The 19,060-nt window shown below is 64.3% G+C and carries 12 protein-coding genes; 7 read left to right on the top strand and 5 right to left on the bottom strand.

Features of this window, described 5'->3' with window-relative positions; genetic code table 11:
* Window positions 1–127 precede the first annotated feature (127 nt).
* The 4 genes from HZF05_RS10025 to HZF05_RS10040 all read right to left on the bottom strand — a co-directional run bounded on the left by HZF05_RS10025 (window position 128) and on the right by HZF05_RS10040 (window position 4,786).
* Window positions 128–2,356, bottom strand: coding sequence for a xanthine dehydrogenase family protein molybdopterin-binding subunit (locus HZF05_RS10025; protein WP_160365920.1), 2,229 nt, complete (start codon window positions 2,354–2,356; stop codon window positions 128–130).
* A gap of 2 nt (window positions 2,357–2,358) precedes the next feature.
* On the bottom strand, window positions 2,359–3,339 hold the full coding sequence (locus HZF05_RS10030; RefSeq protein ID WP_160365921.1) for an FAD binding domain-containing protein: 981 nt from the start codon (window positions 3,337–3,339) through the stop codon (window positions 2,359–2,361).
* Complete coding sequence (locus HZF05_RS10035; RefSeq protein ID WP_160365922.1) at window positions 3,336–3,887, bottom strand: 2Fe-2S iron-sulfur cluster-binding protein; 552 nt, start codon at window positions 3,885–3,887, stop codon at window positions 3,336–3,338. Before HZF05_RS10035 ends, HZF05_RS10030 begins: the two co-directional genes overlap by 4 nt.
* Window positions 3,888–4,561: 674 nt before the next feature.
* The gene (locus HZF05_RS10040; protein ID WP_160365923.1) at window positions 4,562–4,786 is read right to left on the bottom strand and encodes a hypothetical protein; all 225 of its coding nucleotides are present in this window, start codon (window positions 4,784–4,786) and stop codon (window positions 4,562–4,564) included.
* A 942-nt stretch (window positions 4,787–5,728) separates the two neighbouring features.
* Between HZF05_RS10040 and HZF05_RS10045 the strand changes: the two genes are divergently transcribed.
* Together HZF05_RS10045 and HZF05_RS10050 are read left to right on the top strand one after the other, a co-directional pair.
* Window positions 5,729–7,231, top strand: a complete 1,503-nt coding sequence (locus HZF05_RS10045) for an ATPase domain-containing protein (protein ID WP_160365924.1) — start codon at window positions 5,729–5,731, stop codon at window positions 7,229–7,231.
* Window positions 7,228–9,237, top strand: coding sequence for a hybrid sensor histidine kinase/response regulator (locus tag HZF05_RS10050; RefSeq protein ID WP_160365925.1), 2,010 nt, complete (start codon window positions 7,228–7,230; stop codon window positions 9,235–9,237). The genes HZF05_RS10045 and HZF05_RS10050 overlap by 4 nt, the downstream gene beginning before the upstream one ends.
* Here HZF05_RS10050 and HZF05_RS10055 read toward each other — a convergent pair.
* Window positions 9,226–9,858, bottom strand: coding sequence for a tyrosine-type recombinase/integrase (locus HZF05_RS10055; RefSeq protein WP_343046869.1), 633 nt, complete (start codon window positions 9,856–9,858; stop codon window positions 9,226–9,228). The two genes, HZF05_RS10050 and HZF05_RS10055, sit on opposite strands and share 12 nt — an antisense overlap.
* Before the next feature lie 504 nt (window positions 9,859–10,362).
* On the opposite strand from HZF05_RS10055, the gene glgX reads away from it, so the two are divergent.
* From glgX to HZF05_RS10080, 5 genes are all read left to right on the top strand, one after another.
* The gene (glgX, locus tag HZF05_RS10060; RefSeq protein ID WP_160365926.1) at window positions 10,363–12,489 is read left to right on the top strand and encodes a glycogen debranching protein GlgX; all 2,127 of its coding nucleotides are present in this window, start codon (window positions 10,363–10,365) and stop codon (window positions 12,487–12,489) included.
* Window positions 12,482–14,224 (top strand): malto-oligosyltrehalose trehalohydrolase, encoded by a 1,743-nt coding sequence (gene treZ / locus HZF05_RS10065; protein WP_160365927.1) that lies wholly within the window; start codon window positions 12,482–12,484, stop codon window positions 14,222–14,224. Before glgX ends, treZ begins: the two co-directional genes overlap by 8 nt.
* Entirely contained in the window at window positions 14,212–16,110 is a 1,899-nt protein-coding gene (locus HZF05_RS10070; RefSeq protein WP_160365928.1) for a 4-alpha-glucanotransferase, read from the top strand. The genes treZ and HZF05_RS10070 overlap by 13 nt, the downstream gene beginning before the upstream one ends.
* Window positions 16,107–18,467, top strand: coding sequence for a malto-oligosyltrehalose synthase (gene treY / locus HZF05_RS10075; RefSeq protein WP_160365929.1), 2,361 nt, complete (start codon window positions 16,107–16,109; stop codon window positions 18,465–18,467). The genes HZF05_RS10070 and treY overlap by 4 nt, the downstream gene beginning before the upstream one ends.
* A gap of 72 nt (window positions 18,468–18,539) precedes the next feature.
* The gene (locus HZF05_RS10080) at window positions 18,540–18,953 is read left to right on the top strand and encodes a hypothetical protein (protein ID WP_160365930.1); all 414 of its coding nucleotides are present in this window, start codon (window positions 18,540–18,542) and stop codon (window positions 18,951–18,953) included.
* The last annotated feature ends 107 nt before the right edge of the window (window positions 18,954–19,060 follow it).

A 19,060-nucleotide genomic window follows, 5' to 3' on the forward strand; every position in this document is an offset into this window, starting at 1 on the left:
GCGGCGGCGGTCTTCAGATGTTACCGATAAAGATCACACCGACGTCGCTGCGAGATGTCGTCTTCCCTTAGTTACGAGGCGTCTGATTCAGGATCGGGTCGACGCTCTCGTTTCGTGTCGAAGCTCCTCAATTCGGGTCGGGAAGTTTCGCTAACAGCTTGTCGAGAGTGATCGGGAAATCGCGGACCCGGATGCCACAGGCGTTATAGATCGCATTGGCAATGGCCGGCGCCGCGCCAGAGATGCCCAGTTCCCCGATGCCCTTGGCATGGATTGGATTGGCATGGATATCGCGTTCTCGCAGGAAGTGGACATCCAGCTGCGGGACGTCGGCATTCACCGGTATATGATATTCGGCGAGGTCGCGGTTCACGAGCTTCCCGTCTCGCCTATCGTGCACGAGCTCCTCGGTCAGCGCCGTCCCTATGCCGAAAGTCATGCCCCCCAGACATTGCGAGCGGGCCGTCTTCGCGTTGAGCACGCGTCCGGCTGCAAAAACGCCGAGCATGCGGCGCACACGAACTTCCCCGGTGACTGAATTGACTGCTACCTCAGCAAAATGCGCACCAAAGGATGCCTGGGTGGTCTCTTCTTCCTGCTTGCCCGGTTTGATCTTCCCGACGGCGGCGATCCCCTCGCCGACGAGCTCGCCAATCGGTTGCGAGCGATTGGCGGCAATCGCTTGTCCATCCTTGAGCGTCAGAGCTGATGTCTCGACGCCCATCGCCGTGGCCAGCTTTTCCCGCAATGTCTCGCAGGCGAGATAGACGGCGGACCCTGATGAGCCCGCACCCCATGATCCACCCGAGCCAGCTGCCGGCGGATCGTTGGTGTCGCCGAGCGAGAGGCTGATCTGCCATACAGGAATGCCGAGGATCTCCGAGGCGATCTGGGCAAGGATCGTATAGCTGCCGGTGCCGATATCGGTCATCGCCGAGGACACGGTCGCGCTGCCATCTGGGTGAATCTCGACCTTGGCCGACGATTCCATCAGCATGTTGCCGCGAACCGAGGAGGCCATTCCCATCCCGATCCACCATTCGCCATCGCGCCGCGATGCCGGAGCTTGTCGCCTGTCCCAGCCGAAACGCCGTGCGCCTTCGTCGAGCGCCCCGGTCAGGCAGCGCGATGAGAAGGGAACGCCCTTCTCGGGATCGATCGACGTGTCGTTGATCCGACGGAGTTCGATTGGGTCCATCCCGAGCTGCTCAGCCAGTTCGTCCATCGCGCATTCGAGACCGACCATGCCGACAGCCTCGCCAGGCGCCCGCATCGACCCTGACAGGACGAAGTTGAGGGGCACTTGTTCGTGCGTGATAAGCCGGTTTTCCGCGGCATAGATCATGTGCGTGCCGATCCCGACGGGCTCGAAGAAATCTTCGCCCGGCTGGTTGGAGACAAGGCTTTCATGCCCGATTGCTGTCAGCGTGCCGTCCGCGGTTGCGGCGAGCCGCAGGCGCTGCTCGGTATTAGAGCGGCGTACCGTCGCCTCGAACACCTGCTGACGCGCCATCACCGCCTTGACCGGCCTGCCAATCTGCTTGGCGGCAATAGCTGCTGCGACACTCTCGGGCGCGATACCGAGCTTCGATCCAAAGCCTCCGCCGATATAGCGGGAGATGATCCGGACCTTCTCGGACGGCAGTCCCAGCGCGTCGGCTAATTGCGACGCATCGGACGTCGGCATCTGATATGCCCCATAGAGGGTGAGCGAGCCGTCCTGCTCCCACACCGCGATCGATGCGTGCGGCTCCATCGCAGCACTGTTCTGGCTGGGCGTGACATAGGTCACGTCGATCGAGACGTCAGCCTCCGCCATCGCCTTCTCGATATCGCCCTGACTGGCATGGGCGGGTGTCACGCCGTCGGGTGGCGCGTTGGCCTCGTTGCGATGCGCGGCGAAGTCGAACGCGCCACCCTCCCGTTCATAGTTGACGGGCAATTGGAGCGCGGCATCGCGCGCAGCCTCGTATGTTTCGGCCACAACGATCGCGATGATCTCTCCACGCGACGTGATCGTCTTGACGCCTTGGGTCGGCGCCTCGGTTTCACCACCTTGGCCGGCGACGCGGATGAAGCGGTCAAAATCGGTGACGACATCGATCACGCCGGGGAGCGATCGTACGGCATCCGCATCGATCGAAACGACGCGGCCAGCTCCGATCCGCGAGCCGACGAGAAAGCCGTAGGCCAGATCCGGAACATCATATTCGGCGGCATAGGTCGCCTTGCCCGAAACCTTCTTCGGGCCGTCCACGCGATCGAATGGCCGGCTGATCGAGCCTTGCACGCCCGTGTCCAACAGGCTCTGCGGACAGGGCTTGTCCATGGTGAGGGAGTTGGTGAACGGATCCATGCTCAGTGCTCCGTTAGATCGCGCAGCGTCGCGATCAAAGTTCGGCGGGCGAGCGGAATCTTGAAGTCGTTCCCGCCGAAGCCTTTCGCCTCGGCGAGAAGCGCATCGGCCGCCGCCTCGAACGTATCGCGCGTCGGCGCCTTACCGATCAGCGCCAACTCGACGGCTTGGCTTCGCCAGGGCATTGGGGCCAGGCCACCGAAGGCGAACGCCGCCCGGGCGATCCGGCGTTCTTGAATGTGGATGACCGCCCCGACTGACACGAGCGCGAAGGCGTAGGACGCCCGGTCGCGGACCTTGCGATAGGCCTGCCGGCCAGATGGCGGCTTCGGCAGTTCGATGTGGGTGATCAGTTCGCCGGTATCGAGCACCGTCTCGATATGCGGCGTGTCCCCCGGCAGGCGGTAGAAGTCGTGGATCGAGATGCGCCGTCGGTCGCCGTCACGCTTTAGCGTCAGCACCGTCGCATCCAGTGCGCGCATCGCGACCGCCATGTCGCTGGGATGGGTCGCTATGCAATGCTCGCTGGTGCCGAGCACCGCGAGGATGCGATTGGCGCCGCCGATGGCGTCGCATCCGCTGCCGGGGGTGCGCTTGTTGCAGCGAGAGCCGGTGTCGTAGAAGTAATAGCAGCGGGTCCTTTGCAGCAGGTTCCCACCGGTCGAAGCCTTGTTGCGCAGCTGGCCCGAAGCGCCGGCGAGTAGTGCGCGGCTGAGAACCTCATAGCGGTCGATGACTCGGGGATCCGCTGCAAGATCGGCGTTGGGAACGAGAGCGCCGATGGTCAGACCGCCGTCCTCCCGCTCGTCTATGCTTGCAAGATCGAGCCGACTGATGTCGACCAGCTTATCCGGTGTTTCGACCTGAAGCTTCATCAGGTCGAGCAGGTTGGTGCCGCCCGCGATGAAGCGGGCGGTTTCGCCATCGAACGTTTCGACGGCCGCCTCGGGCGTAAGAGCCTTTCGATAATCGAAGGTCTTCATGCCATCACCTCGTCCGCCATCACCTTGTCCTTTTCGTCGGCGGTGCGGTCGTTCGCGGCGCTATCAGCAACTTCACGGATCGCGTCGACGACATTGGTATAGGCGGCGCAGCGACAGAGATTGCCGCTCATCCGCTCGGAAATTTCCTGATCGTCGAAGACGGGCGAGCTCAGATCGGCCGAAACATGGCTTGGCCAACCCTTTTTGATTTCGTCCAGCATGCCAATAGCCGAGCAAATCTGGCCTGGTGTGCAATATCCGCACTGGTAGGCATCGTGCCGGACGAAAGCGTGCTGCAGCGGATGCAGACCCTGGGGATCGCCGACACCTTCGATCGTGATGATCTCATCTTCCTGATGCATGACCGCTAATGTCAGACAAGAGTTCACGCGCCTGCCGTTGATCAGCATCGTGCAGGCGCCGCATTGCCCGTGATCGCAACCTTTCTTGGCGCCGGTCAGGTCAAGATGCTCGCGGCACAGGTCGAGAAGTGATGTCCGGATATCGACATCAGCTTCAAACGCGCGGCCGTTGATCGTGAACTGCATGAGCGTGCTCCTGGATCCTTGGCGGCTGAACGCCTGGCCGACCACAAGGTGTCCGCCTCGCCGTCAAAACGGCCACTCACTAATCCACGATGACGAACGATACGACCCGTCGCGGCATTCAATCGAGAAGTCCTTTTATCAGGAACGTCAGTCGCTTCGCCGCTGTAAGTGGTGGTTCATGCAACTTCGTGTCGCGAGAGGCGCTAAGCCTTCAAACTGCTTCATTGGAGACCCCATGGCAACGCAACCCGAAGAACCAATCGTCCTTCCCGTCGACGATCCGGTACCGGCTCCCAGTGATCCAACCGTGCCTTCCCCCGCCGATCCGGGTGCTCCCGACGTCCAGCCGAGCCAACCGCCCCAGACGGAGCCTGCTCCGCAAACGCCTCCAGCCGAGTTCTGAGTTCAGGACTGCTACGTAACGACGGGCCGCGCGGACAGCGTTTCGCCGGACGCCCACATTCAATCGGCTAACGTTATCCCCTCGCGCCCACCGCCGGCTTCATCACTTGCGTAGAACCGACGCCCGCAAGCGGGCTCTGAGAGCTGTCAGCGCACAGATCGGGCAAGTTTGCCGTTTCCTGGTGCATTTGGCCGCCCGCCGGGATGGCCTTGACCGCCTCATCGTCGTGGCGTCGCAGGACAACGTTGACAGAAGCGCCGGCGAGATCGGGTCAGATGTTTGCGGGCGCGATCGTCAACTCAGCGGGCCCGCCGGCTCCGCTGATCGCCGCGAGCTTGCGCCCGTCTCGCCATAGCTCAATGCGATAGGGACCAGCCTGGTCGAGAGCGCGCCCTATCGCCTCATCGTCCGACCAGGCCTCGAAGTCTTCCAGGCTGCGTATATCTCCGGTCAGGGCGTTCATGCGGAACATGCGATAGAAGACGGCTTCGGACATCCTGCTCTCTGCTCTTCAGGCATTTTCAGCGAAATAGGGCAATCGGACCGCCTTTCAAGCGGTCGCGCCCGGGAGAAAACGAGGCGCCCTGTCACGTCCAATGATCGGACGCCTCGCGAGGTCGACGATTGCTGTACGGTGCGTGAAAGGGGGAGACGATCCGCCAGCTGGTCCGGTCGACAGGGGGTGTGCCCGGACGACACGCTTGTACCCGATACGTGCCACTGCGCGCACCAACATCGATTAGTCTTGTCGAGCATAAGGGGCGCGAATGTGATGTTGCCTTATCTCGCGTGTGCGATCGGCGTCTTATTATGCTTCCGTCGCCAGTCGACTGGTTCTCGCTGAGCATGGCCGGTTAGGGGCGGACGCAGCGGTTTACAAATCTCTCCGATGGCGGCCCGCGAGGCCGTATATGCGAGATCAGGTCGTGCAGGTTGAGGTTCCCGCCGGATGCTCGAGGTTATCGTTACTGGAGTGGCGCTGGATATGCTTCGCGAAGGCACCGGCATTTCCCTGATGGTACGAGCCTCGTTTTTACCGTCTTGGCTTCATTGCCGAGATCGCGCGCCAGAAGCATGACGAAAGCGGCTGCATAGCGATGCGGATCGTTCTCGGACCAGTAGAGGTCTGCGAGGCGTGATTGACCCGTCGGCAATATGCCGGCTCGCCTGCCCGTCGCTCAGCGCATAGCAAAGATGGAGAGTGAGCTGATCACGCGCCAGTGGGTGATCGGTCAGAAGCCTCATCGAGAACGAAGGATGTCCCCCAAACCGCCGGCTCCGCCTCAAGTTGGCATAATCTCGGATAGTCCGACTTTCCCTCGTTTTTGTTTGTTTGTCGGTACATGAGCGGTAAAACCGAGGTGATTGCCAACGTGGGTGGCACGCAGGCAGCGGAATGAATGTCGGCGCCCTCGCGCCAGCCATGGAGACTTTTTGAATGGCCGAACGAACGCTCAAGGCCGCCACAGGCGTCGAAGGTCTTGATGCCATCCTTGCGGGCGGCTTGACGCGCAGTCGCGTTTTTTTGCTCGAGGGCAACCCGGGTACCGGCAAGACAACGATCGCGACGCAGTTCCTGCTCGAAGGCGCGAGCCGGGGAGAGCAATGCCTCTACATCACTCTCTCGGAAACCGAGGAGGAGCTTCGCGAGAGCATAACCTCGCACCGTTGGGAATTGCCGGACAATTTCGCCATCTTCGAGCTGATTCCGCCCGAGAGCCTGCTCGACGAGGAACAGCAGCAGAGCCTGCTCTACTCCTCGGACCTCGAGCTGGGCGAAACCACCAAGCGCATCTTCGAGGCCTACGAGCGGATCAAGCCCGACCGAGTCGTTCTCGACAGCCTTTCGGAAATCCGCCTGCTGGCACAGAGCTCGCTGCGCTACCGGCGCCAAATCCTCGCGCTGAAGCAGTATTTCGCACGGCAGGGGGCGACCGTGCTGATGCTCGACGATCTGACGGCGGAGGCGCTCGACAAGACGGTGCACAGCGTCGCGCACGGTGTCATCCGGCTGGAGGAGCTTTCGCCCGATTATGGCGCGGAGCGGCGCCGGCTGCGCGTTATCAAATATCGCGGGCAGCGCTATCGGGGCGGCTATCACGATTTCGTGATCGACACTGGCGGCGTGCGGGCTTTTCCACGTCTCGTCTCGCTCGAGCACAAGACCGATTTCGACCGCAGCATCGTGGCGACGGAAAGCTCCGAGCTGAACGCGCTGCTCGGCGGCGGCTTCGAGCGGGGTTCTAGCGCATTGATCCTCGGACCCGCCGGCACCGGAAAGTCGCTGTTCGCGCTCACCTTCATCAAGGGAGCGGTTGAACGCGGCGACAAGGCCGCGATGTTCGTCTTCGACGAGGAGCTCGGCCTTCTGTTCCGGCGGGCCATCGGGCTGGGTATCGATCTGCAGGCGATGGTCGACAGCCAAAGGCTGGTGATCGAACAGGTGGACGCGGCCGAGCTTTCGCCGGGCGAGTTCTCGGAACGCGTGCGCCGCTGCGTCGAGAAATACGGCGCACGCACCGTCGTGATCGACAGCCTGAACGGCTATCAGGCGGCGATGCCGGAGGAGAGCGCGCTCATCCTGCACATGCACGAGCTGCTCCAGTATCTGAACCGGCAGGGTGCCACGACCTTCCTGACGGTCGCCCAGCACGGCCTCGTCGGGAACATGAAGGCGCCGGTCGACGTCACCTATCTGGCGGACACGGTGGTGCTGCTGCGCTATTTCGAGGCGGCCGGGCGGGTGCGGCGCGCCATCTCGATCGTGAAGAAGCGAACCGGCGCACACGAAGACACGATCCGCGAGTTCCGGATAGACAGCCGGGGCATCACTCTGGGCGAGCCGCTGGTGAAGTTTCAGGGCGTTCTGCGCGGCGTTCCCACACTGGTTGGTTCGCCAGACCTTATGGATCTTAATCCATCCGCCCCCGGCGGCGAATGACCCGGAATCATTCCGAACGCGCGATCATCCTTGCGCCGCGAGGACGTGACGCGGCCCTCGCGGCCACCATGCTCCGCGATGGTGGCATCGAGAGTCTGATCGTCGCCGGCATCGGTGAATTGGTGCAGGCTGCGCGTGATGGGGCAGGCTTCGCGCTGGTGACCTATGAGGCTTTCCATCGCGTTGATCTGCGAAGCCTGAACCGCTTCATCGTCGAGCAGGAGGAATGGTCCGACTTCCCTTTCATCCTACTTACCGAGCGAGGTGGCAGCATCGAGCGCAATCCTGGGGCCGCGCGTCACCTTGAGCTTCTGGGCAACGTTACCTTGCTCGAAAGGCCGTTCCACCCGACGACGCTCATCAGCATCGCGACCGCCGCACTGCGCGGCCGCCGCCGCCAGTATGAGGCGCGCGCTCGACTTCAGACGATTTGGGACCGCGAGCAGCAGCTTCGGATCGCGCTATCGGCCGGACGCCTTGGCGCCTGGACGCTGGACATATCGACTATGACGTTGGATGCCTCCGACCATTGCAAAGCGAATTTCGGACGACTGTCGGACCAGCCATTTCGATATGAGGATCTGGTCTCCAGCGTCCACCCGGATGATCTCGGTGCCATGCAGGAAGCGGTCGGCCGGACGCTCGACACCGGCGTGGACTATGACGTCGAGTATCGCTGCATCTGGCCCGACGGGAGCCAGCACTGGGTTCAGGTTCGCGGTCGCCTGGAAGATGATGGCGCGAAGCGCCGGCGCTTGGTCGGCGTTAGCCAGGACATCACAGAACGGAAGGCCTCGGAGGAGACGCTGCGCAACTTCGCCGCCGAGCTCGAAAAGCGGGTGGAGCAGCGTACCCGCGAGCATGAGGCGATGACGGCGCAGCTCCACGAGGCGCAGAAGCTCGAGACGCTGGGTCAACTGACAGGCGGGGTTGCCCACGACTTCAACAACCTCCTCACTCCGATCGTCGGCACTCTGGACATGGTCCGGCGAAAGACCGACGATCCTCGCACGCAGAAGCTGCTCGACGGTGCGCTTCAGGCTTCGGAACGCGCGCGGACGCTGGTTGCCCGCCTGCTGGCCTTCGCACGAAGGCAGAATCTGGAAGCGCAGCCGGTCGACGTCACCGCCTTGGTCGATGGCATGACCGATCTCATTCAGCGGTCGATCGGGCCAACCATCAGCCTTGATGTCCGGATCGACGAGGCGCCTACGGTTGCCTTGGTCGATCCCAACCAGTTGGAGTTGGCGCTGCTCAACTTGGCGGTCAACGCGCGTGACGCCATGCCCGAAGGTGGCAAGCTGACGATTCAGACTTCGCTCGTCGACGTTGGCCCGGATCGCGGAGGTCTGGCTCCTGGGCCCTACACTCTCATCTGCGTCGCAGATACAGGCTCGGGCATGGACGCGGCGACGCTCGCACGAGCCGTCGAACCTTTCTATTCTACGAAGGGAGTCGGCAAGGGCACAGGTCTCGGACTTTCGATGGTGCACGGACTGGCCGCGCAGTCTGGCGGCACTCTCGTTCTGGAGAGCGAGCCTGGCTCCGGGACCACCGTGAAGCTGTGGCTACCCGCAGCGAGCCTTGAGGCGGTGACGGCGAGCGTTCCGTCCGAGGATTGGCAGAGCCACGGCCAGAAGCTGAGGATTCTGCTTGTCGACGACGAGGAGCTCGTTCGCGCAGGGACGGCAGAGATGCTCGCCGACATGGGACATGAGATTGTGCAGGCCGGTTCGGGCGCGACAGCCCTCGCCGTGCTCCGATCCCGGCCTTTCGACATCCTCGTGACCGACTACCTGATGCCATCCATGAGCGGTCTCGAACTCGCCCGCGAAGCGCGCAAGCTCCGCAGTGATTTGCCTGTCCTCTTGATCACAGGCTTCGCCGACTTGGCTGATGACCGGGCCACCGACGTCGCTCGGTTGGCGAAGCCGTTCCAGATGGATGAATTGGCCCGCTCGATAGAGGCGGAAGTTGCTGCATTGACGAGGACTCTATCTCCTTGACCTGGGGCGACGAGGTCTCGACGATGGTTTGGCGATTGAGATTTGTCGCTCGCGACTGATCGCACCGCGTCGATATCGGTTCGGTGTAGGCCCGACCTTAAAACAGACACCCGTCGGGTAGCATGACGGTGCGCTTCTTTCCCTCTCGCCATCAGAGCCGGAGGGGATGGAGGAGCTGCGGAGACAGCATCGCGTTGCGATCCTTGCGCCCCCCTTCGACAAGCTCAGGACAGGCTTGCCCTGCTCGACACGGATCAGCATCCGCTGGCTGTCGATGTCGTCGACCTTGAGGTGCGTCACTTCCGACGCCCGCAGGTCGGCGCCATAAGCACCGCCCAGCGCCGTCTTGTATTTAATGTTGAACGCCGCCTGGAGCGGCCTCGCGATCTCATCCGCGCTCAGCACATCGGAGGCTTTTCGCGGGTTGCGAATGATCACCAGGCGACGGGCAAGATCGGGCCGATCGAAAGTGACCGTGAACAGGAAGCGCAGTGCCGACACCGAGCTGTTGATCGTTGAGGCCGTCGCGCCGGATTCCGTCTGATGAGCCTGAAAGCGCCGCACATCGTCCCGCGTCGCTGTATCGGACGATCGTCCCAAGAAAGCCGCGAACCGGTACACATGTCGAACTTGGTCCCGCCGCGTATCCTCTCGCAGTCCAAGCCGTCATGTCGTCCAGCATCCGCTGACGCGGGGGCGTGATCGGTCGATCGATGGATAGGATGGCCATGGCAAGCTCCTCTTCTTCAGGGGAGCTTCATCGTCCGGCTACGACTCCAGACCGTCTGAACCTCAGCAGATCTGCATTTCATCACCACCATCACCAGTGCCGCGAAGCGGCTCGTGCTGTGGTCCGCAACCGGCCGCCCGGGAGGCGCCCGATTTCGGCCGTTCCGGAAATCGATCGAGCCTTGAAACTGCCGGCAGTCCGGAACGCAGGCATCAGTTTTTTGGGTTCAATGTCCCAAACCTTATGGGCATGGTGGCGCGATGAGTTCAGATGCTGGCACCGGTTCATCGCACTCGTATGGACCTGCACAGGACCCAAAGATTTTCGGAGCTTAGGCAACCCGTGCATGCTCCGGGGGTTTAGCGGCGGCGTGTATTTTTACGAGGGGGACCAGCATGGCCACGACGTTCGCATCCGGTCTGAAGGAAGGTCTGCCGTTTCCACGCGGCGCGACGTGGGACGGCGCTGGAACCAATTTCGCCCTGTTTTCGGCGCACGCGAGGCAAGTCGATCTGTGCCTGTTCGACAACGACGGGACGACCGAGCTCGAGCGGGTCACGCTTCCCGAATATACCGACCAGATCTTCCATGGCTATCTGCCCAACGTGAAGCCTGGCCAGTTCTACGGCTACCGCGTGCACGGCCCCTATGAGCCGGAGGCGGGACACCGCTTCAACCCGAACAAGCTGCTGCTCGATCCTTATGCCCGCGCGCATGCCGGCGAGCTGGAATGGAATCCCGCTTTGTTCGGTTATCAGATGGAAACGGGTGACGATCTGACCTTCGACGATCGGGACAGCGCGCTTTTCGTGCCGAAGTCGGTCGTCGTCGATCCCGATTTCGACTGGAAGGGCCAGCCGCGCCAGCGCGCCACACCCTGGGACCGCACGATCCTCTATGAAGCGCACGTCAGGGGCTTCACGATGCGCCATCCCAAGGTGCCAGAAACACTGCGTGGCACCTATGCGGGCATGGGCCATGCCGCCGTCACCGACTATATCAAGGCGCTCGGCGTCACCTCGGTCGAACTGCTTCCCGTTCATGCCTTCGTACAGGACAGCCAGCTCGTCGAGAAGGGACTCGCCAATTACTGGGGCTACAACTCGATTGGCTTTTTCGCGCCCGAGACGCGCTATGCCCATGACATCGCCAACTCGCTGCGCGAGTTTAAGGAGATGGTCGCGAAATTCCACGAGGCTGACCTCGAGGTGATCCTCGACGTGGTCTACAATCACACCGCCGAGGGAAACGAACTCGGTCCGACGCTCTCGTTCAAGGGCATCGACAACGCGACCTATTATCGTCTGCTGTCCGATCAGCCGCGTTACTACATCAACGACACCGGCACTGGAAACACCGTCAATCTCAGCCATCCGCGCGTGATCCAGATGGTCACGGATTCGCTGCGCTACTGGGCGGAGGAGATGCACGTTGACGGCTTCAGGTTTGATCTCGGCACCATCCTCGCGCGCGAGCCGCATGGCTTTGACGAGCAATCCGGCTTCCTGCGTGCGGTCGGCCAGGATCCCACGCTGGCGAGCGTCAAGCTGATCGCGGAGCCTTGGGATATCGGGCCGGGCGGCTATCAGGTCGGCTCCTTCCCGCCGGGTTGGGCTGAATGGAACGACAAGTATCGCGACACCGTGCGGGACTACTGGCGCGGCGAGGCAAGTGCCGCCGATCTGGTGCCGAGGCTGTGCGCCTCGCCCGAGCTGTTCGACCATGATGGGCGCCGCGCCTGGGCCTGCGTCAACTTCGTGACCGCGCATGACGGCTTCACGCTCAATGACGTGGTCAGCTACAACGAAAAGCATAACGAGGCGAACGGGGAGGAGGGGCGGGACGGCCATTCCGACAACCGATCCTGGAATTGCGGTGTCGAGGGCGAGACCGACGATGCCGAGGTCACCGCGCTTCGCGAGCGCCAAATTCGAAATTTCCTGGCAACTTTGCTGCTCAGCCAGGGGACGCCGATGCTGCTGGCCGGCGACGAGTTCGCCCGGACACAAGGCGGCAACAACAATGCGTATTGCCAGGATAGCGAGATCGGCTGGCTCGATTGGGACATCGGCGACAAAGGCGAGGGCCTTATCGCCTTCACGCGCAAACTCACTGATCTGCGACGGCGCTTCCCGGTGTTGCGCCGCGCGCGCTTCCTGAGCGGCGAGATCAACGAAGAGCTCGGTGTCAAGGACGTCGCTTGGATCAATCCCAACGGCCGCGAGATGGAAGAGGCCGATTGGATCGACGAGAATGCGAAATGCGTCGGCATGATGGTCGACGGGCGGGCGCGGGTGTCAGGCTTGCGCAAGCGCGGCGAGGACGAGAGCCTCCTGCTGGTCGTCAACGGCTGGCAGGACCTCGTCGAGTTCCACCTGCCGCAGGCAGTCGGCGGATCGGGCTGGCAACGCCTGGTCGACACCAATGCGCCCGATCTGCCCGAAGACGAGTTCGCGCCGGACAGCGTCTACCAGGTGACCGGCCGTTCGGTCTTGCTGTTCCGGCTCGTCCAAAATGACTGAGCCGGCGGCGGACCATCCCGCGCGCTGGGGCGCCCGCATCGTCTCGCCCGATCGCGCGCGGTTCGCGATCTGGGCGCCCGATCGCGACGAAATTCGGCTGGAGATTGAGGGGAGGGCCCCGATCGCGATGGATAGGGCGCAAGGCTGGTTCACGGTGGAGACGGATGCCGTGCCGGGCGCGCGCTACCGCTTCCGCCTGTCGGACGGCCTCGCGGTGCCCGATCCCGCGAGCCGCGCGCAAGCCGGCGACGTGCATGGCTGGAGCCTGCTCGTCGATCCTGACGCCTATGTCTGGCAATGCCCGGACTGGCGGGGGCGGCCCTGGCACGAGGCAGTGATCTATGAAGCGCATGTCGGCGTGGCCGGTGGGTTTCTGGCGCTGGCTGACCAACTGCCCGCGCTCACTGAGCTCGGAGTGACCGCGATCGAGATCATGCCGGTCGCGGCGTTTCCGGGCACGCGCAACTGGGGCTATGACGGGGTGCTGCCCTACGCCCCGGCCTCGGCCTATGGCAGCCCGGACGACCTGAAGGCGCTGGTCGATCGCGCCCATCAATGCGGCCTGATGATCTTCCTCGACGTCGTCTACAATCATTTTGGCCCCGACGGGAACTACCTCCCCGCTTATGCGCGCGACTTCTTCCATCCCGAGGTGTACACGCCGTGGGGCGCCGCCATCGCCTTCGATCGAGCCGAGGTGGCGGATTTCTTCATCGGCAATGCGCGGATGTGGATCGAGGAATATCGCTTCGACGGCCTCCGCTTCGACGCGGCCCACGCCATCGGGGATACCGACTTTCTCGATCGAATGGCGCGCGAGATCCGCGCCGGTGCCGGCGGGCGCTTCGTGCATCTCATCCTCGAAAACGAAGCCAACGATGCCGATCGGCTCGGCGAGGGACGCTTCGATGCGCAGTGGAACGACGATTTCCACAATGTCCTGCACGTACTGCTCACCGGCGAGGCGGAATCCTATTATCGCGATTTTGCCGACAAGCCCGCCGAGCGGCTCGTCCGCTGCCTCGGCGAAGGGTTCATCTACCAAGGCGAAGGCTCACCCAATCACGACGGCAAGCCGCGAGGAACCCCGAGCGGCCATCTTGCGCCGACCGCCTTCGTCAGTTTCCTGCAAAATCACGATCAGGTCGGGAACCGGGCGATGGGCGAGCGGCTCTTGCAGCTTGTGACACCGGCCAGGCTCAAAGCGGCGACGGCCCTGCTTCTGCTCTCGCCGCAGATCCCGCTGCTCTTCATGGGCGAGGAGGATGGCAGCGACAGCCCCTTCCTTTTCTTCACCGACTTTCACGACGAGCTGGCCGATGCCGTGCGCGAGGGGCGCCGCAAGGAGTTCGCGGGCCACGCGGCCTTCTCCGATCCGGATCGCCGCGCCGCGATCCCCGATCCCAACGCGCCCGACACATTCCATCGCTCGCGGCCTCAGCCCCGCCCCGAGAGAGAGGCGTGGCGGGCGTTCTACCGCGATCTGCTCGGTCTGCGCCGCGACGAGATCGTGCCGCGGCTGCCGGGCGCCGCGCCGATCGGCGCGCGGGCGATCGGCGACAAGGCCGTCATGGCCCGCTGGACGATGGGCGATGGCGCCGAACTGTGTCTCGCGCTCAATCTGGGCGAAGAGCCGGTCGCGATCGCCGCCCCTTCCGGCACGCCCTTCTTCGCGTTGGGCGAGGGCCCGGCCGGAACCCTCGCGCCCGGATCGCTGCAGGCATGGCTGGGATAAGCGACGAGACGCTGGGTGCGCTTGCCGCCAAAGCCGGGCTGCTGGCCACGTGGCAGCATGCCGATGGCAGCATGCACCACGTTACGCCCGAAACTTTGCGCGCGGCGCTTTGCACTCTCCGGCTGCCATGCGAGACCGAGCAAGACAGTCGGGAAAGCCAGAACCGTCTCAACGCGCACCAGCAGCGCAGCTTCCTGACGCTGGATGTCGGCGATCGGCTTCCGGCCGCAGGTCGCCTCGTGCTCGAGTCGGGCGAGGCGCACGATGTCGTGCCGGGCACGGCGATCGACGCGCCAGGCTATCATCGGCTGGAGACGGCAAATGGCGTCGTTCGGCTCGCTGTCGCGCCGGCCGCCGCGCCCAATGTGCATGCGCTGACCGGGTGTGCCAAGGCCTGGGGGCCGGCGGTACAGATCTACAGCCTACGAGGGGCTCGCGAGGCGGCATTCGGCGACGTCGCGGCACTCACCCGCTTTGCGAAGTCCGCCGCGCGGACGGGCGCGCATCTGGTCGCGATCAATCCCGTCCACGCCTTGTTCGTGGCCGATCCGTCGCGCTGCAGCCCGTATGCGCCGTCCACCCGCGAGACGCTGAACCCGCTTTACGCATCGTCCGATCGGGATGGCGAAGCCGATTCCGGCGATCTCATCGACTGGCCGTCCGCCGCAGCCGCCCGGATCGACGCCCTTCAGGCGGACTATCGCGCGTTCTCGGGCGATCCGGACTTCGACCGGTTCGCCCAGGATGCCGTGGTCGCGGACCACGCCTTGTTCGATGCGCTGAGTATGCATTTCACGCGGCGTGGGCTCACGGCGGACTGGTCGGGCTGGCCGGCCGCGTTCCAGCAATCCGGGACCGACGACGTCCGCCGCTTCGCTGAGGAGCATCGCGACGCCGTGCGCTTCCAGGCCTATCTGCAATGGCGCGCAAGCGAGGGTCTGCGCGGCGCGCAGGCGGCGGCCGAGGCCGCAGGGATGGCGATCGGCCTTGTCGCGGACCTCGCGGTTGGCCTGCACCCTTATGGCAGCCACAGCTGGAGCCGGCGCGCGGAATTGCTCGACGGGCTGACGCTCGGCGCTCCGCCGGATATCTTCCAGGCCGACGGGCAAGGTTGGGGCATCACAGGCTTCTCGCCGACCGCGCTTGCGGAAACCGGCTTCGAACCGTTCCTGCGGACGGTGCGCAAGGCGCTGGGCTTTGCCGGGGGCGTGCGGGTCGATCACGCACTAGGGCTGGAGCGGCTCTGGCTGATCCCGCAGGGAGCGGAGCCGCGCGACGGCGTCTATCTCAAGCAGCCTTTCGACGATCTCGTCCGCCTGCTGGTGCTGGAGGCGCATCGCCACCGCGCGCTCGTCATCGCGGAGGATCTTGGCACGGTGCCCGATGGGTTCCGCGACAAGATGCAGGCGCGCCACCTGCTCGGCATGCGACTTACCACCTTCGAGCGCGATGCCGAGGGCAACTTCGTTGATCCGGCGGAGTGGACCCCCGCGGCTGTCGCCATGACGAGCACCCACGATCTCATTCCGATCGCGGGCTGGTGGGCGGGCACCGACATCGGCTGGCGGCAGCGCCTCGGCCGGACGGGCGAGAGCGAAGCCGACCGCTCCGCCGATCGCGCTTGCTTCTGGCCCGAGCCCGACCGGCCTGCGCCCGACGAGCCCGCGCCCGTCGTCGACAAGGCGATCGCGCAGGTGGCGCGCGCCGCCTGCGAACTTGCGATCGTGCCGGTAGAGGATTTGATCGGGCAGACCGAGGCGCCGAACATGCCGGGTACGATCGACGAGCATCCCAACTGGCGCCGCCGCCTGCCGCAGGCCGACATCTTCTCCGGCGCTGCCGCAGCCCGCCGCGCCGATTTGCTGAGCAAGGAACGCCACCGATGACGCCGCGCGCCACTTATCGCGTTCAATTCCACGCAGATTTCCCTTTCAGCGCCGCGCTGCCGCTCGTCGGCTATTGGAAGCGGCTTGGCATCTCGCATCTCTACGCCTCGCCGATCGCCACCGCCCGCAAGGGCTCCAACCACGGCTACGATGTGGTGGATCCGACCCAAATCAACCTTGAGCTCGGTGGCGAGCAGGATTTCCGCAATCTCGTCGCCGCGCTCAAGGCCGAAGGGCTGGGCGTGATCGTCGATATCGTTCCCAACCATATGGCGGTGGGGCAGGGCGACAATCGCTGGTGGCTCGACATGCTCGCCGAAGGCCCGACGAACGATAATGCTCATATCTTCGATGTCGACTGGGACGTCCATGACGGCAGGATCCTGCTGCCCTTCCTCGGTACTGGCTATCAAGAGGCACTCCGCTCGGGCGCGCTGGCGCTGCAACGTGTCGAGGGCCGCTGGGCCGTCATCGCCTATGACAGCCACGTCTTTCCCGTGCGGCCGGAAGACCAGGCGGACGCCGCCGCCGTCCGCGACGAGGCCGGGCTCGACGCGCTGATCGCGCGGCAGCATTGGCGGCTCGCCTGGTGGCGGACCGCCGGCGACGCGATCAACTGGCGCCGCTTCTTCGACATCACCGAGCTGGCCGGCATCCGGGCCGAGGACGAGCGCGTTTTCGATCTGGTCCACGCGCTCCCGTTGCGCCTCTATCGGGAGGGCCTGATCGACGGGGTGCGGGTCGATCATGTCGACGGCCTGTCCGATCCTGCCGGCTATTGCCGGCGCCTTCGCCGTGCGTTCGGCGACGAGGCCTATATCGTTGTCGAGAAGATCCTGGCGCACGGCGAACCGCTGCCTGCAGATTGGGGCGTCGACGGCACTAGCGGCTATGACTTCATGAACGCCGTTTCCGCACTTCTCCACGATCCGGCCGCGGCCAAGTCGCTCGGCGACCTGTGGCACGACCTGAGCGGGCGCCCCGCCGACTTCGCGGACGAGGAGGCGAACGCGCGTCACGAGCTGCTCGATCGCAACTTCGCCGCCCAGCTCGACGGCTGCGCCAACGCTTTTCAACGCCTCGCCGCGTCCAGTCCCGCGACCGATGGCATGCCCATGCCGGCGCTCCGGCGCGCCTGCCGCTGGCTGATCGAAGCCTTTCCGACCTATCGAACCTATGGCGCGCCGAGCGCCTTTTTAAACGAGGCAATGGCCAGGGCGCGCGCGGTGGCGGGGCCGGTCGAGGCCGATCTGGTCGATCGTGTTGGCGCGTGGCTGGCGGGCGAGGGGCCGGGGGATACCGGATTGCGCGCCGATGCCCAGCGGCGCTTATTCCAGCTCGCCGCGCCGATCGCCGCCAAAGCGGTGGAGGACACCGCTTTCTATCGCTACGGCCGCCTGCTCTCGCGCAACGACGTCGGTTGCGATCCCGGGCGGCTCGGCGAAGGTGCTACCGCGTTTTTAGCCGATGCGGCGGCGCGGCCGCCGCGCGCGATGCTGACCACCGCGACCCATGATCACAAGCGAGGCGAGGACGTGCGCATGCGCCTCGCGGTGCTGAGTGAGATACCCGATCGCTGGGCGTCGCTGGCCCGGCGGTGGGCGAGCGATGTTCCGCAAGACATCGACCGCGGGGACGCGGCGATGCTCCACCAGATGATCGTGGGCGCCTGGCCGGTCGAGCTCGCGGCAGACGATGCGAATGCAAGCGCCGCGTTCGCCGAGCGTCTGCGAGGCTGGCAGGTGAAGGCGCTGCGCGAGGCCAAGCTGCGCTCCTCCTGGGCGGTGCCCGACGAGGATTACGAGGCGCGCTGCGCCGATTATCTGCGCACGCAGCTCGGCGGAAGCCGTGCGGCGGAGCTGCGCGACTTCGCGATGGAGATTGCGCCGGCCGGTTTTGCCAAGTCGCTGGTGCAGACGGGCCTGCGCTGCACGCTTCCGGGCGTTCCTGATCTTTTCCAGGGCCGCGAAGGTTGGGACTTGAGCCTGGTCGATCCCGACAATCGCCGGCCGGTCCCGTATGACGAACTCGCGGCGATGCTGGATAAGCCGGAGGTCGACTGGACCGATGGCTCCTCCAAGCAGCGGTTAGTCGCTGAACTACTAAACATGCGGCCTGCCGGTCCGCTCGAGCCCCTGGCCTTAAGCGGAAGGCGAGCACAAGACGCGCTCGCTTTCCGTCGCGGCCGGCTGATCGTCGTCGCAGCGCTGCGTTCATCCGACGCCTGCATCGAGCGAGGCTCGCCCGAGCCCGGCGAAGCGTGGTGGGACGACACGTCTGTCGGCCTGCGCGGTTCACGCGTCCCTGCTGTCGATATCACAGGGGGACGGAGCTTCGGAGTTCGCACAGCGGACTAGCGGGCGCCACATGTGGCGATGCGTCCATGCACCTTAACCGATAGTCCCGCGTTCTCCTCTAGAGGAGTGTACGTGGCGAGCGATCACGAAATCGAGGTGCTCAAAGGCTTGATCGCAGCAATGACGTCTCATGCTGCAGTCGTCAGGTCGTCCGCCGGAGACGAGGATGCGCGCAGACATGAGCTACGCGCGTTGAACGGTAGGATTCAAGGCTTGGAAGCGCAGATCGTTGCTTTGGGCGGGGGGGTGAACAGTGCGGCCATCGACAATGTTGGCGGGGCTGCCATTGTCCGCAACCCACCCGGCCGCGGTGAAGCGGGAGCTGCCGCCCCTACCAGGGTGGCCCTGGCTATCGCTTTCCAAAGTGCCCTCGAAGACGGGAGAATCGGGGCATCGACCCGCGCGGCGATCAATACGGCATGGTCGTTTCTTGAAGCCGCGTTCTGCGACGCGACTTCCCCTGACAACGCCGCGATGACGACCTAGCCTTGGCGTGAACGACGACCGGATATCTGCCACGCTTGGTAACCGTCGATCGAATAAGTCGTTTTTCCTTTCGGGAACGTCGAGCGGCCATCGGCATTGTGTGCTTA

The organism is Sphingomonas chungangi (assembly GCF_013778325.1).
In the GTDB taxonomy this organism is placed as follows: Bacteria; Pseudomonadota; Alphaproteobacteria; order Sphingomonadales; family Sphingomonadaceae; genus Solisphingomonas; species Solisphingomonas chungangi.